Source organism: Paenibacillus sp. NPDC058071, from assembly GCF_042885235.1.
Taxonomy (GTDB): Bacteria; Bacillota; Bacilli; order Paenibacillales; family Paenibacillaceae; genus Pristimantibacillus.
This window is the reverse complement of the sequence record NZ_JBHVSK010000014.1, coordinates 19,853-33,978: the sequence shown is the minus strand read 5'-3', so window position 1 is coordinate 33,978 and position 14,126 is coordinate 19,853. Positions and strand designations below refer to the sequence as shown.

Genomic DNA, 14,126 nt, shown 5'->3' with positions numbered 1-14,126 from the left:
CTTGCGATATATTAACGAAACCGATCTGAGGGAAATCGGCATCGATTGGGAGGCGCTTTCCTTCGTTATTCGGGAGACGGCTGCCGCTTATGCGGCTGGCGAGTGCGTGCAGCCGATCAAACCTTATTTGCGGTTTGGGGACGAACGGAATCGCATTATCGCTATGCCCGCGTACACAAGCAGGCCGCTTCGGGCGGCAGGGTTGAAATGGATCGCCAGCTATCCGGCCAATATTGAGGCGGGACTTCCTCGGGCGCATAGTATTACGGTACTCAACGATCCCGATACGGGCCAGCCCGCAGCTCTGTTCTCCGGCAGCCTGATAAGCGCGATCCGCACTGCTGCGGTGAGCGGTACGCTTCTGCGCACTCTGATTGCTTCCGGGCTAGTTGGCGGCGGGAAACCGCTAGAGGTCGCCATAATCGGCAGCGGTCCGATTGGCCGAATGCATGCTGATATGCTGCGGGAATGGATTGGGGCAAGCTATCTATCTCGCATACGCGTGTTCGATGAGCGAATAGAGGCCGCCACGAAGTTGGCGGCACAAGCAGCTTCGGCCGAAACTGGCGTTCCTGTGGAAATCGTGCCAGGATGGCGGGAAGCGTATCGCGATGCCGATGTCGTATTGACCTGCACCGCTTCGCCGACCCGTTACATTGACGAACCGGCGAAGCCAGGAGCGCTGTTGCTTCACGTTTCTCTGCGGGACTATACCGCTCCGGCGCTTGTCGGAGTTGGACCAATCGTCGTGGACAGCTGGGAAGAGGTGTGTCGGGCGGATACCGATATCGAACGGATGCACGTCGAGCTTGGGCTGGAACGCGAGGATACGATTGCGCTTTCTGACGTTCTGGCGGATGCGGGCAAAGCGTTGGCAGGAGCAAACGAAGGCAAGAGACGGGGCGGAGGTCCGATACTGTTCGCTCCGATGGGTCTTGCCGTCTTCGATATCGCGGTAGCTGCTTATTATGTAAAAGCGGCTGAACGCCTTGGCATCGGGCAACTGCTGGATTGACCGCATCACATCAAAAAGCCCCGAATCTGCCGTTATTTTCGGCGTTTCGGGGCTTTTTCTAGGTAACGGCTGCACTGCACACCTTACCGTTATTTCAGCAAATGATCGTCTTGCGGCTGCGGATCGTCGGCGATGCCTTTGGTCGAATTGCGGAATTCGCGCAGTGTATCGCCGAAGGCTCGTCCGAGCTGTGGCAGCTTCGCCGGTCCGAAAACAATTAACGCAATGGCGAAAATAATAATCAAACCGGAAATGCCAATATTGTTGAACATATCCATTCGCTCCTTTCCGTCAAATTGGACTTAGGTTGGATTCGGGTTGGCGTGGCCTCCGTCGGCCAGCCTTCTTAGTCTGGCTGCTGAATAACGCCAGGAAACGAATACGCTAATTTCGAACAGCACAATAAGCGGTATAGTCACCGAGAGATGCGAGACGAAATCGGGTGGCGAAATGCAGGCGCCGATAATCGCCAGCGCGACGTAAGCGTATTTTCGTACTGTTTTTATCCGGCCTGGGGTCAGCACGCCGATCAGCGTCAGAAAGAGCATAACGAGCGGCATTTCGAACGCAAGCCCCATTGGAAACAGGAAGCTGAGCAGGAAAGAGACAAAATGCTGCAGCCCGTACACTTCGTTCGCACCGATGTAATGATTGAGCTTGATCATAAACTGAATCATCATCGGAAGGGCTACGGCGTAGCCGAACAGGACGCCGCAGGCGAAGAGCGCAACTGAAGCCGGCACGAACCAGACGACGCCTTTCGCTTCACGGACTGTCAATCCTGGACGGGCAAACGCCCACAGATGGTACAAAATAAAGGGAAGCGTGGCCGCAAAGCCGAACAGCATTGCACATTTCATGTAGACGAGCAAGCCGTCCGACAAGGCGAACACGCTCCATTCGACGTTCAGCGATCCGAGATTCGACTGGATGAAGCGCAGCAGGTGCGGCGCTAAGTAAAGGCCGAGGCACAACGCGCCAAGGAACCAACCGGCTATATAAATCAGTCTTTTGCGAAGCTCGGTCAAATGGAGGACGACATCCTGCTGCATATCCATTTAAACCAGCGAACCTCCTTTTTCGAGATATTTCAAAATGCCTTCGGCCGCTCGGTAGGACAATGCGCCGACCGTTGCCGTCGGATTATAGCCGCTGTTATGCGGGAAAGCCGAGGCGCCGATGACAAACACATTATCCGCATCCCACATTTGCATGTAATTGTTCACCGCCGATGTGGAAGGATCGCTGCCCATGATCGCGCCGCCAGTGTTGTGCGTGGATTGGTACGGCACGATGCTGTACGAGGTAATCGCTTTGCTTGTCTCCACGAAACTCGGCTTCATCGCCTCGGCGATGCTCTTCGTTTTCTCGGCCATAAATTTGACGAGATTGCGGTCTTGCTCCTCAAATTCATATGTTAGGCGCATAAGCGGATCGCCGAAAGCGTCCTTGTATACCGGATCGAGGTCAAGAAAGTGATGACGGAAAGGCATGCTTGAGCCTTGAACGCCGACATTGACGACACGATTGGCATACTTGATCGACTGCTGCTTGAATTGCGCGCCCCAATTCGGCGTGCCCTTCGGCGTCGGATTGTTGGAGATCGGGCGAGCTCCCGTTTGCGTGAATCGGATGTTAGCGCCGTGCAAAAATTCGAGCGAGCTATGGTCGAAATTATCGCCATTAAATTCGTCAATTGAATTGCCGAGCGCCCCTGCGCCCATAAACGAATTAAATTGTTTGTCGTCGAAGTAAGCGGATGATGCTCCGCCCATAATTTGATAGGCGTAGTTTTTGCCGATGACGCCCGTTCCGGTATTCGGGTCGTACGGCTTGCCGAGCTTCGACATCAGCAGCAGACGGACGTTGGTGAAGACGTAACCGGCCAAAATGACAATGTCGGCTGGCTGCTCGAATTCTTCGCCCGTCGGCGCATTGACATAGATGACGCCCGTCGCCTTTTTGCCATTATGCAGTACTCTTGTGACATTGGCGAAGGTGCGTACTTCCAGATTGCCGGTTTTCTCGGCGACCGGCAGTACAGTAACGACAGGATCGGCCTTCGCGCCGTATTCGCAGCCGAAACGCTCGCAAAATCCGCAATATTGGCAGGCGGCGCGGGAGACGCCGTCCGCGTTCGTGTAATCCTGCGACAAATTGGCGGAAGCGATCATGTAAGGCTTGTACCCCAGCGATTTGCACGCCTCGTCGAAGAGCGTCATCCCCGGCGTCATTTTCATTGGAGGCGTCGGGAACGGCTTGGACATTTTGCCGATCAGCTCGATTGTCTCCTGCTCTCCCGATATGCCGGCCATTTCCTCCCACTTGGTGAAGTAAGGATCCAACTCGTCATACTTGATGCCCCAGTCCTGCAGCGTCATGCCCTCAGGTATTTTTTTCTTGCCGTAGCGTTCTACCGTTTTGGAATAAATCTCGAAGTCATACGGCAGAAAACGGTGGTACTGTCCGTTCCAGTGCACCCCCGCGCCGCCGAGGCCGTCGCCCAACAGGAATGAGCCGTAGGAGCGCATCGGCAGCGACCGCTTTTTTTCGTTATGGCGAAACGTTACGGTTTCCTTCGACAGATCTTGCATCAGATCGTAACGAAGCGCGTAACGGAGCTCGTCGTGAACGTGATAATAATCGGAGGTGTTGCGCGATTTACCCCGTTCCAGCCCGACGACTTTATGGCCCGCTTTAGTGAGCTCCGCGGCGATGACGCCGCCGACCCAGCCCATGCCGACGATAACGATCGGTACTTTCGGTAATTTGGTAGCCATTTTCCCGTTCACTCCTTATCCCATATTTAAATGGTTGGCCAAGCTTTGCGGCTCCAGCTTGACGAATTCGTCTTTATCGATGTAGTCGGTGTAGGCCATTTGATTGCCTGGATAGTTGCGCATCCGCCATGCATCCATATTGCGATTGCCGCTGTACAGCGGATCGGCGTACACGCCTTCGATGGTAAGCTGCCGCAGCAATTGGAAAAAGGTTGAAGAAGGTACGCCCTTCATCTTGACCTCGTCTTTTTCGAGTGCGGTTAGCACCGCATCCTGTTCTTCGGGAGTCAGTTCCGTAAACCGCTTTTGGTATTTTTCGGTGGTGTAGTCGCGTATTTTGTTCAAGCCCATTGCGATCAGCTCATGCCGTTTGAAGCCGAGTTGATAGCCTTGCGTCGCCTCTGCCTCGTGGAATGGGCCTGTCATATAATCGCGTGCGTTAATGCCCCAAGGGCCGGCCAACTGATGGTCGATGAAGAAAGCGACCCCAAGCGCCTTCGCGCCGGGACCGAGATCGTCGGCAGGAAATATTCGTTCCACTGCCGCTTCGGTAATTTGGAACTGTTCTTGCGTCATGTACATCAGCGCCTGAGTAAAGCTGACCGGCTGCTTCGTCTCCGGCTCGCCGGGCACCGCCGGGGCGTTCGGTTCTTTGCCCATCATGGAGTTGCCAATGACGCCGCCGATCAAGCCGCCAACGACCGCGCCGCCGAGCGCGGTGCCGGTATATTTCATGAAATTCCTTCTGGAGACGTCTTCGGGCTGTCCGCGGCCGTTATTTCTCTTATCGTTGTCAGTAGCCATACACGTTGATCCTCCTTAAGCAGCTTCCATAGATTTCGCTCACCGAAAGTTTTTACCTATTTGCCGAAATTCATCCACTCTAAGTAGATAAAATTGCATAAGGTGCGAAAGTATATTTTTGAATCTGTAAAAAAGCACCGTCCGCCGTATAGACAACAGCCCGCCACAGACGGAAAATAGAGTTGGATACGGCTGGAAATCCGGTCGATTGCTGAATAGAGGAGGAAGTGTCATGTCTATGCTGAAAGTGGATTTAACCGATCGTGTTGCGCTTATAACCGGAGCAACCGGGGATTTGGGGCGAGTCATGGTTCGAACATTGGCCGCTTGCGGAGCAGACGTCGTTATTCATTATTTAAGTAACGAACGAAAAGCAGCGGAGCTGAAAAACGAGGTCGAAGCGCTCGGACGGCGGGCGATAACGGTTCAGGCGGATATTACGAAGCAGGAGGAAATCGAGCGGCTGCAGCGTGAAGCGACCGAAGGACTGGGCATTGTTGATATCATCGTAGCCAATGCCGTTGTGCAGTACGAGTGGACGAGCGTGCTGAATCAGCCTGCCGCAGACTATGCCAGTCAATTTGAATCCTGTGTGATGCAGAACGTATACTTGGCAAAAGCGTTCCTTCCTGCGCTGATCGAACGAGGAACGGGCGGCAGAATGATCGGCATCAACACGGAGTGCGCGATGCAGAACTTCCCTAATCAGTCGGCTTATGTCGCGGGAAAACGCGGTATGGACGGGGTTTATCGGGTGCTGGCGAAGGAAGTAGGCGAGCATCAAATTACGGTCAATCAAGTTGCGCCAGGGTGGACTGTGAGCGACCGTGATCGTGCAACCCAAACGGAACGGAACGAAGCGTACGAAGCTTCCGTGCCGCTGAAGCGGCGCGGGACGGACCAGGAAATTGCCAATGCGGTCGCTTTCCTCGCCTCCGGGCTTGCCGATTTTATTACCGGCGCTTATATTCCGGTTAACGGCGGCAATGTTATGCCAACCATTTAGTGAAGATGGTGTGCGACCGCCGTCATTGTGCTACGTCGTGACGAACGGCGCCTTCGGTGCCATAACACGCTAAAAGAAGATGGTGTGTGACTGCCGCTATTGTGCTACCCTCTGATGCACGACGTCTTCGGTGCCATAACGCGCTAAGAGAAGATGGTGTGTGACCGCCGCTACTGTGCTTCCCTCTGATGCACGTTGTCTTCGATGCCATAACACGCGCTGGGAGAAGCGCGGAAAAGGAATACCGGCGCTTAATGACCTCCGACCTCAGACGGAGGAGCGTTGCGACCCAAGTCGGTTCTGCGACCGACCCGCCGCTGGTACAATGGAAAAGGTTAGAAATTCCATAGGTTCGGAGGATGGCTTGTATGTCTTTGAACGGAAAACAGTTTCGAAGCTGGGCTTTCGGGGTTATCGCGTTTTTCGCGTTGCTATTTGGTATCTATGCGTATTTAATGTATGGATCGCCGGATCGATTGAGAGAGCAGGGATTCGTGATGGCGAAGGAGGCAGTATTGCCTTCCTTATGGTATAACGTTCTTTGGGCGCATGCCTTGTCCGCAGGCTTGGCGTTGGCAATTGGCTGGCTGCAGTTTTTGAAGGGATTGAGAAGAGGCGGAGCGCGCGTGCATCGCATCATTGGCTACGTCTATTCATTCATGATCGTCATCGGCGGATTGACCGGTCTATATTTGGCTTTCTACGCAGATGGCGGTTGGAGCGGACGAATCGGTTTTGCGGCGCTTTCGATTTGTTGGCTTTTTACGCTGTATCACGGGTTGAAAACGATCATCGTTCATCGCAACGAAGCTGCGCACAGACGATGGATGACGTACAACTATGCGCTTACCTGCGCCGCCATTACGCTTCGGATTTATACAATTATCGCGTCGGTCGTCGGCTGGGACGATACGGACGTCACGTTCATCGTTATCGCTTGGCTTTGCTGGGTGCCGAACTTGCTCGTTGCAAGGCTCATCCTTAGAAGATCCGGGACGGGCGGCCGCCCATTCTCGTCGAACGGCAAAAGGCTCCTCCGCTAATTTTAGCGGGGAGCCTTTTCTTTTACCCTATCGTATCTGTTACGCTTTAATGACGTAGAGTCTGCTGCTTTGCTGCCAAATGCCGCCCGGCTCAAGCGTAACAAGGCCGATCTCATCCGCCGGCAAATCGACGTTCGGGGCGTTTACGAGATTGAGCTGCGGTTCAGGGCAGAAGAATTTCTTGGAAGCATTGTTGTTCCAAATCATCCATTGCTTGAACCCGGTTCCTGCATCGTAGACAAGCGTTACCTTTTCCCGGCTGTCGGTGAGTCGCATTTCATTACGCCCATTGCGAGGTTCGACGGTATAGTGGTTGTCCATCGAAGACCAGAATGGGTTGATGCCGGTCGTCCGCATCGCTTCCTCTTCGCTCGTCAGCGCTTGGAAGCGGCCGGTTGGCAGCATACGCTCGCTCATTTCCCAGCGGTTGCCGATCGTCATCGTAAATGTATAGTCGTCGGCCGAGCTGTTCGGCGCGAACGGCGCATTAATGGCCGTATGGAAGGCGATCATACAAGGCATTGCCTCGTCGCCTTCGTTATGTACCGATACATGCTGCAGCAGGCCGGTTTCATTCAACGCATAGCGCAACCGGAGCGTGAAGCGATGGGGCAGGAAGCGGTATATGTCATGCTTCTCATCAACCGCTAAGCTTAGAACGACATAGCTTTCGGTTTTCGTTACCCCGAAGTCTTCCACGGCCCAAACAGCCGTATGGGCGAACCCATGAAGATGATTGCCGGTGGAGGGCTCGTTGATTGGAAAAGAATAGGCTTTGCCGTTCCATTCGAACTTGCCGTCCTCGTACCGGTTGGGAGGAAACAGAACTGGAATGCCGTGAACGCCAGGATTGGCCTTAAACGCCGCCATTTCGTCTTCTTCTGGCTCGCGCAGAAAGCGATAGTCTTGCGAATTGTCGCGGAAAGCGATTAAGTTAGCCCCTACTTCGGGTAGAACGGCGGCTTCGTATTGATCCCATCTAAGCCATACCGCCTTCTCGCCATGGAATGATTGCTCGAATGCTTGTTTTTCAGTAGTCGTAGCCATTGCAGTAAACGGCCTCCTTCATTCATCTTTGCGATACTAGAATAACAGGACGCGGACAAACAAACAACCGCCGCCTTCCAGCTCTTGGAGCGGAAAGCGGCGGTCTGCTGCGATGCGGTTAAGGCGTGATGCGCAGCTCGTTATTGATGGCGCGTTGCGTGAACAGCTTCTGAATGACGTACTGTTTTCTTCTTGGCACGGGAAGCTGCTTCGTTTCGGAATATTCCGGTCCGAAGTAGATAATGCCGCCGGTAATCGATTTGATTTTGCCAATGTTGATGTAACAGTGCGAGCTCACTTGGAAGAAGCCGTTTTCTCCGCTGGTTAATTGTTTGAGTTCTTCGGCAGTCATTCTCTTTTTAATATTGTAATTGCTGCCGTGAAAGCTGACCAAACCAAGAGACCCAAGCTTGAAGTAAAGCACATCGGATTCCAGTTGAAAATCCTCGTAAACGTTCCTTCCGCTCAGCGTTGCATTCATCATTCCGAATTCCCCCTTTAGAAATGTGAACCACTGATTTGTTAGCGCTTACATTATAACACGGCAAAAGGAGAAAAGAAAAGAGAATTTTACATGAAATTCAGTGGATTTTCCTCTTGTATCGGTAAGGGGGTTGTGCTATGGTCACTTTATTGCAGAAACCATAGAGAAGGAGAGCTTTTGCCATGTCTGGAAATCGATTCAAAGGCCATCTTTATATCGGATCATACGGAAATGCAGCCGAGCCGACAATCCACGTATGCTCCTATGACGACGAGTCCAATGCGATAAACGTAATACAGCAAGTAACCGAAGCGGAGAACGCTTCTTTTTTAACGGTCGATTTGGTTAACAACCGGTTGTACGCGGTTAGCGAGACGGAGGAGACGGACGGACAGATCGGAGGAGGGGCGCTCTCCTATACGATCGACGAAGCGTCCGGCGAGTTGACGCCTTTAAATCGGCAATTGACGCACGGTGCTCATCCTTGCTACATAAGCCTCATTGAAGAGACGAAGGCTGTGTTGATCGCCAACTATACCGGCGGCAACGCGGCCTTATTGCCTATTTCCACCGACGGCTCGCTTGAGCAAGCTTCGTCCTTAGTAAAAGAAGCGGACGCCCCGTTGGGTCCGAATCGGGACCGTCAAGACGCGCCGCATGCGCATGCGATTGTTCCGCACGGCGGCTTCGCTTATTTGACTGACTTGGGAACGGACTCCGTTCATCGATACGCTGTATCCGAAGGAAAGCTTGTTTTGCGGGGCACAGACAAGGTGCATGCCGGAGCGGGCCCGCGCCATATCGTTTTTCATTCCGGGCTGCCTCGTGCATATGTCGTCAATGAGCTTGATTCGACGGTAACTGTTTTTGAGGTGGACAGAGAGAGCGGAGGGTTGAATCTGTTGCAGACGCTGTCCGCTTTGCCGGAGGGCTACGAAGGGGCAAGCTTTGCCGCCGATATTCACTTAGCGGCTTCGGGCCGTTTCTTATATACTTCCAACCGAGGTCACGACAGCATTGCCGTATTTGCCGTCGATCCCGAAGACGGAACGCTTGCCTCGCTTCAGCATGTATCGTGCGGCGGCCAATTTCCGCGCAATTTCACGCTGACGCCAGACGGAAGCGGACTTCTCGTTGCCAATCAGCATTCTGGCTCGGTTATCGGATACACAGTTGATCAGGAGACCGGATTGATCGGTGAAGAAGGCAAGCTGCTGCTGGAAGTCTCAGCGCCGGTATGCTTGCAATTCGGACATAAGGCGACCGTGTAACGGGAAAGGAAAGGGATGCAGCGATGTCAGTCGCCCAGAAACCCCTGGCCGCTACAGCGGCTAAGCAGGGAGCGGTTTTTTCCATTTTATTCGCAGTCAGCTCGGTTCATTTGCTCAACGACTCTATGCAGTCGATCGTATCGGCGCTATTTCCGATATTCGAGGCTTCGCTAGGCTTGAAGCTTGGACAAATCGGCTGGATCGCTTTTACGTTAAACATGACTTCCTCTATATTGCAGCCGGTTGTTGGTCTGTTATCGGATAAGAAACCGGCGCCGTGGATGCTTCCAGCAGGAATGGCTTGCAGTATGATCGGCATGCTAGGCCTTGCTTTCGCGCCTAGCTTCTGGACGCTGCTGCTTGCGGTCGTGTTCGTCGGTTTCGGCTCAGCCGTGTTCCATCCAGAAGGCTCCCGCGTCGTCTATTTTGCGGCTGGCGGCCGGAGGGGGCTTGCTCAATCCATTTATCAAGTGGGCGGCAATTTCGGGCAAGCGCTCGCGCCGCTTATGACGATTTATATTTTCGTTCCGCTCGGACAGCGCGGGGCGGTGTTTGGGGCCTTTTTGGCGGTGGCGGCCATTATGATCTTGATGCGTGTCGTGCCTTGGTACGGCAAACAACTGGCTGAGCTCGGCAAGCCTCAGAAGGCGAAGAAAGCATTGTCGCAATTGGACGTCGCACCTTACAGCAATAAAATCGTGGCTTTTGCGCTTGTACTGCTGTTGGTACTCGTCTTTGCGAGATCTTGGTACGCGGCCGGCCTCGGCAATTTCTATCAATTTTTTCTGCAGAAAGAATACGGGTTGTCGATCCGGCAGGCGCAGGTGCCGCTCTTCCTGTTCATGATCGCAGGCGTTCTTGGCACTTTTTTCGGCGGCATATTGGCCGACCGGTTCGGACGCAAGCGTATGATGCTGTTCTCGATCGCTGGTTCCGCACCGTTTGCGCTGCTGCTGCCGCACCTGCCTCTCGCATGGGTGTATCCGACGATTGTGGTGCTAGGTTTTATTCTTCAATCGGGCTTCTCGGTCAGCGTCGTATATGCGCAGGAACTGATGCCGGGCAAGGTCGGAATGGCTTCCGGACTCATTACGGGCCTCGCTTTCGGGATGGGCGGACTAGGTTCGATCGTATTCGGTACGGCGGCCGATCATTACGGCTTGGCCGATGTTATGATGGCTGCAAGTTTTCTGCCGCTTGCCGGGCTGCTGTCCGTATTTTTGCCTAAGGATCGCAGATAGTGGTTGAAAATTAAGTGCGATTGTGCTGCAACGGTGATTACTAGTGTGCAAGTTCAAGTGCCAGTGCGAGTACGATTGTAAGTGCAAGTTCGAGTGCCAGTGCCATCCCCGTCATTGTACTGTTTCTTAACAAACGTACCGCCTTCAAATTCGTATCGCAAGTCGTGAGAGGTGCGCATAGTTTTTGTGGGAATAATTGTATGGTATAATAGGGATGTGGAGTTTTTGTGCGGTGCTTGGCTCATTAGTGGTCAAATGGAATGAGTAACGAGCCATCGCGGTGAAAGGGGCGATACGTATGAGTACTGAATCGGGAAAGCTAGATAGGTGGGATTCATTAGCAATAGGCGTGACAATCTTTCTGACAACCACGGCTTACTTTGTTATCTATCGTTTCGTTTTACCGCGGTTGGCCGTCTTGTACGAGTGGAAGCTGACGTGGCCGGCCGGTCTCCTAGTTGTTGCGCCGTTAGCGGTGTTCTCCGTTCTTGCGTTTATTTGGTTCCGTAAGATGGCAGCAATATTAGGAAAGCCGATGAAGCGGGATTGGATCCTGCTGGCGATTATCGCTGTACAGTTAGTCGTCCTTGCTGGACCATATTATACTCTTACTAAATTGCATCAAAATGGGGAAAATGCTACCTACAGCTATAACGGCTGGGTCAGCCAGCTGGAAAATCGGCAAAAGATGCTGCCAGATCTGTTGAAAAATCATGATCTCGAGAGTAAGGAACGGTTGGAAATCGTCGACCTGCTGGGGGCGCCTAGCGACCCTTACGATTATCAGCAGGGCGAGCAGTTCCTATATTCGCTGGGAAGCGGCGGAAAGCTCGTGATCGATTTTCAGGATGATCGGGTGAGCGGGTACGAGATCGTGAAACGATAGTTGAATTGATGGTTGAATTGATAGTCGAATTGATAGTTGAATTGACGGGGGCCTGAGAGGGCGGGTTTGGACTTGTTTGATTTGGTCAGGTCGTCTGGGCTAGACTAGCCTGGCCTAGTCTAGTTTAGTCTAGTCTAGTTTAGTTTAGTTTAGTTTAGTCTAGGTTGTGCTGGACTTTAGAATTGTTTAGAACGAGAAAACCTAGTGCCTTGGAGCAAGGCGCTAGGTTTTCTTCTGTTGTTGGGATGATGGGGCAGGTCGCTGTAAAGGTGATTCGCGTTGCTTGATGCCATGGCCTCTCTAACGGGTTAGCTTGAAGCAATAACTGCAAAAATGCAGTTATTTTTCCTTCAACATATAGTAACTGGTTGAATAACTGCGGAAATGCAGTTATTTTTGCGATATCCCTACAAATAACGTTGTAGGTCTTGAAATAACTGCCAAATGGCATTTATTTCTTCAACTTGATCTAAAATCGAGAAAATAACTGCCGAATTTCAGTTATTCCCTAATTTAACAGTAAAAAAGAACAAGCAACACATAGTATAACTGCCTAAGGGAAGTGACGGAGTATTCTTTTTTCGATTCAGTGATGGATTCTCCAAGTTTATATCATTCATTAAATGGGAAATAACTTAAAAATCTAAAGTTTAATAGATGGCCTCTAATAACTATGAAACGATAACAATTGACAAAGTTTGATAAAATAAGGTAATATGTAAATAAATATTGTAGCGAAGCACGCTGAAACCCAAAAGGTTTTTTTGCGTGCTTTTTTTGTTAATCTAACGCGGGAAACCGCATAAATTCAATAGTTTAGAAGGACGGGGATCAGTGATGAAGAAGAAATGGACGATTATTGCACTGAGCACAACGCTAACGCTGACTTTAATAGCGGGGGGATTTGCAGCTAATAACGGAAACATACAGGCTGCGCAATCGGCTCCGTCTTTTCGCGATTTGTCGGGCCATTGGGCGCAAGCGTCGATTGATATCGCGGTGAAGAACGGAATCATGAAGGGCTATCCGGATGGCACGTTCAAACCGGAAGGGCTAATAACAAGAGCGGAATTGATGAAAGTATTGGCGGTAACTGTTGCATTGAACGTAGACGAGCCTACTGCCGGAAAGCCCTGGTATACGGCCTATCAGAATGCATTGTCACAAGCCGGAATTCAACTGGCAAGTGACTTTAGTGGGGATGTGAATAAGCCGGCCACCAGATTAGAGTTGGCGAAGCTATCGGTGAGAGCGTCCAATGCCGATTATCGTAGCAAGAAGTTGTCTAGTGACGAGCTTTTATTTCGTGCGGTGAATGCAGGATTACTGTCGCGTACTGGTGCCAAAGCGGAGTCGATTGAGCCAGCGGGAACAACTACTCGTGCACAGGCCGCGGTTTTGGCTGCTAGATTGCTGAAGCTAGAAAAAGGTGAGAAACTGGCGGTCGACCAAGGTGCCTCCAGTGCCGCGGAAATGGCTTGGCATAAGCACAACTTCATTACAATGATTGGACAAGAAGATATGGTGAAACTGCCATATTCGATCACTATTAATCCTAGATATAAAGTGACGATCGAAGGGTTGACAATACTCGATCCTGCTGACAAACAAGGATATTTAATAGAGTATTTAGAAGGCGCCCAATATGGTGGAGAAGCAGATCCAACTAAAGGAGGATATGTTTTTGCCTATAAACTTAAAGGGGAGAGTCTAGGTTTAAATCCAGGTCATGATCAATTAATCCGAAACAGCTTTTATATGTTAAGGGAAAGAGATTATGGAGACGTAACATTAAATCGTAAATATCATTTTAGGGACGGAAAATTAATTGACAGAACTGGCTTATACGAAAATAAAACTTTTTTAAATCTTGAGAAAAAGGGGACCATTGGATATGACTATTATTACACTTTTGTCAGTAAATCGTACGTAAAGGATCAGATTAAACAATACGGTGGATTCCCTATACATCTTGAAAAATTCTCAGGAAATTTAGGTGATATTAATAATCAAATTTTTTTAACGGCGGTGAAAGATAAGTGGGCAAAATAACCTATAAATCTCTGCTATCGTCTTTGTTGCTTGTGTCACTCCTTATGGGGATACTTCCAAAATTTAGTTCAATCGCTGCGGCGGCTGATGCTACCGTGATAGTTCCTCAAAACATTAAATTTTCGGAACGGTTCAGTCATTCATCATCATTAACTGATGTAAAAGTAGAGTTAGATATTCCAGAGGGATATAAGCCTAAATCATATCAATTGTGGATGCAGGTCGCAAATGGAGATGATTTGAATCTAATACAGCGAGGTACTACTTTTGATTTATCCGGAAAAACATTGAATTTAAAAAGTGTACCGGGAACAAAGGTTCAGTTATCTTCCTCTGGGAAGACTTCAGAAATGTATTATATAGTCACTAGGCGATCCAACGGGACTGAATGGATTGTCGGAAACAGCAGCAACGGAGGGGGAACATACTATATTACTCCTCCAAAAAATGATCCTTGTTGGGTAGGCTCGAAAACAGAATGTCCTGGTCTTCTTCAA

The 14,126-nt window shown here is 50.9% G+C and carries 13 protein-coding genes; 7 read left to right on the top strand and 6 right to left on the bottom strand.

What is annotated here, in order from left to right:
- The first annotated feature begins 1 nt into the window (after nt 1).
- Nucleotides 2-1,015: a 2,3-diaminopropionate biosynthesis protein SbnB gene (locus tag ACFVTB_RS20660; protein ID WP_387753369.1), complete on the top strand. Its 1,014-nt coding sequence runs from the start codon at nt 2-4 to the stop codon at nt 1,013-1,015.
- A gap of 89 nt (nt 1,016-1,104) precedes the next feature.
- On the opposite strand, the gene ACFVTB_RS20655 is transcribed toward ACFVTB_RS20660, so the two are convergent.
- Genes ACFVTB_RS20655 through ACFVTB_RS20640 form a run of 4 tightly spaced genes read right to left on the bottom strand, consistent with a single transcriptional unit; the run spans nt 1,105 to nt 4,599 of the window.
- Entirely contained in the window at nt 1,105-1,287 is a 183-nt protein-coding gene (locus ACFVTB_RS20655; RefSeq protein ID WP_387753366.1) for a twin-arginine translocase TatA/TatE family subunit, read from the bottom strand.
- A gap of 30 nt (nt 1,288-1,317) precedes the next feature.
- On the bottom strand, nt 1,318-2,073 hold the full coding sequence (gene tatC / locus ACFVTB_RS20650; protein ID WP_387753363.1) for a twin-arginine translocase subunit TatC: 756 nt from the start codon (nt 2,071-2,073) through the stop codon (nt 1,318-1,320).
- Nucleotides 2,074-3,795 (bottom strand): GMC family oxidoreductase, encoded by a 1,722-nt coding sequence (locus ACFVTB_RS20645; RefSeq protein ID WP_387753361.1) that lies wholly within the window; start codon nt 3,793-3,795, stop codon nt 2,074-2,076.
- A 15-nt stretch (nt 3,796-3,810) separates the two neighbouring features.
- Nucleotides 3,811-4,599, bottom strand: coding sequence for a gluconate 2-dehydrogenase subunit 3 family protein (locus ACFVTB_RS20640; protein WP_387753358.1), 789 nt, complete (start codon nt 4,597-4,599; stop codon nt 3,811-3,813).
- A gap of 241 nt (nt 4,600-4,840) precedes the next feature.
- On the opposite strand from ACFVTB_RS20640, the gene ACFVTB_RS20635 reads away from it, so the two are divergent.
- On the top strand, nt 4,841-5,605 hold the full coding sequence (locus ACFVTB_RS20635) for an SDR family NAD(P)-dependent oxidoreductase (RefSeq protein WP_387753564.1): 765 nt from the start codon (nt 4,841-4,843) through the stop codon (nt 5,603-5,605).
- Between the two features lie 368 nt (nt 5,606-5,973).
- A complete protein-coding gene (locus ACFVTB_RS20630; protein ID WP_387753355.1) occupies nt 5,974-6,648 on the top strand; it encodes a DUF2306 domain-containing protein in 675 nt (224 codons plus the stop codon).
- A gap of 39 nt (nt 6,649-6,687) precedes the next feature.
- On the opposite strand, the gene ACFVTB_RS20625 is transcribed toward ACFVTB_RS20630, so the two are convergent.
- On the bottom strand, nt 6,688-7,695 hold the full coding sequence (locus tag ACFVTB_RS20625; RefSeq protein WP_387753353.1) for an aldose 1-epimerase: 1,008 nt from the start codon (nt 7,693-7,695) through the stop codon (nt 6,688-6,690).
- Between the two features lie 118 nt (nt 7,696-7,813).
- The gene (locus ACFVTB_RS20620; protein ID WP_387753351.1) at nt 7,814-8,179 is read right to left on the bottom strand and encodes a LytTR family DNA-binding domain-containing protein; all 366 of its coding nucleotides are present in this window, start codon (nt 8,177-8,179) and stop codon (nt 7,814-7,816) included.
- A gap of 182 nt (nt 8,180-8,361) precedes the next feature.
- On the opposite strand from ACFVTB_RS20620, the gene ACFVTB_RS20615 reads away from it, so the two are divergent.
- The 4 genes from ACFVTB_RS20615 (at nt 8,362) to ACFVTB_RS20600 (ending at nt 13,629) form a co-directional block, all read left to right on the top strand.
- Nucleotides 8,362-9,450, top strand: coding sequence for a lactonase family protein (locus ACFVTB_RS20615; protein ID WP_387753348.1), 1,089 nt, complete (start codon nt 8,362-8,364; stop codon nt 9,448-9,450).
- Between the two features lie 23 nt (nt 9,451-9,473).
- Nucleotides 9,474-10,691 carry an MFS transporter gene (locus ACFVTB_RS20610; protein ID WP_387753346.1) on the top strand — a complete coding sequence of 406 codons (1,218 nt, stop codon included), beginning with the start codon at nt 9,474-9,476 and terminating at the stop codon, nt 10,689-10,691.
- 298 nt (nt 10,692-10,989) lie between these two features.
- Nucleotides 10,990-11,577 (top strand): hypothetical protein, encoded by a 588-nt coding sequence (locus ACFVTB_RS20605; protein WP_387753343.1) that lies wholly within the window; start codon nt 10,990-10,992, stop codon nt 11,575-11,577.
- A gap of 837 nt (nt 11,578-12,414) precedes the next feature.
- Nucleotides 12,415-13,629, top strand: coding sequence for an S-layer homology domain-containing protein (locus tag ACFVTB_RS20600; RefSeq protein ID WP_387753341.1), 1,215 nt, complete (start codon nt 12,415-12,417; stop codon nt 13,627-13,629).
- Nucleotides 13,630-14,126: the final 497 nt, after the last annotated feature.

Bases quoted from the DNA above. Each gene is read 5' to 3' on its own strand.
- ACFVTB_RS20655 (WP_387753366.1), bottom strand. From the start codon at position 1,287: ATGTTCAACAATATTGGCATTTCCGGTTTGATTATTATTTTCGCCATT.
- tatC (WP_387753363.1), bottom strand. From the start codon at position 2,073: ATGGATATGCAGCAGGATGTCGTCCTCCATTTGACCGAGCTTCGCAAA.
- ACFVTB_RS20645 (WP_387753361.1), bottom strand. From the start codon at position 3,795: ATGGCTACCAAATTACCGAAAGTACCGATCGTTATCGTCGGCATGGGC.
- ACFVTB_RS20640 (WP_387753358.1), bottom strand. From the start codon at position 4,599: ATGGCTACTGACAACGATAAGAGAAATAACGGCCGCGGACAGCCCGAA.
- ACFVTB_RS20630 (WP_387753355.1), top strand. From the start codon at position 5,974: ATGTCTTTGAACGGAAAACAGTTTCGAAGCTGGGCTTTCGGGGTTATC.
- ACFVTB_RS20625 (WP_387753353.1), bottom strand. From the start codon at position 7,695: ATGGCTACGACTACTGAAAAACAAGCATTCGAGCAATCATTCCATGGC.
- ACFVTB_RS20620 (WP_387753351.1), bottom strand. From the start codon at position 8,179: ATGATGAATGCAACGCTGAGCGGAAGGAACGTTTACGAGGATTTTCAA.
- ACFVTB_RS20615 (WP_387753348.1), top strand. From the start codon at position 8,362: ATGTCTGGAAATCGATTCAAAGGCCATCTTTATATCGGATCATACGGA.
- ACFVTB_RS20610 (WP_387753346.1), top strand. From the start codon at position 9,474: ATGTCAGTCGCCCAGAAACCCCTGGCCGCTACAGCGGCTAAGCAGGGA.
- ACFVTB_RS20605 (WP_387753343.1), top strand. From the start codon at position 10,990: ATGAGTACTGAATCGGGAAAGCTAGATAGGTGGGATTCATTAGCAATA.
- ACFVTB_RS20600 (WP_387753341.1), top strand. From the start codon at position 12,415: ATGAAGAAGAAATGGACGATTATTGCACTGAGCACAACGCTAACGCTG.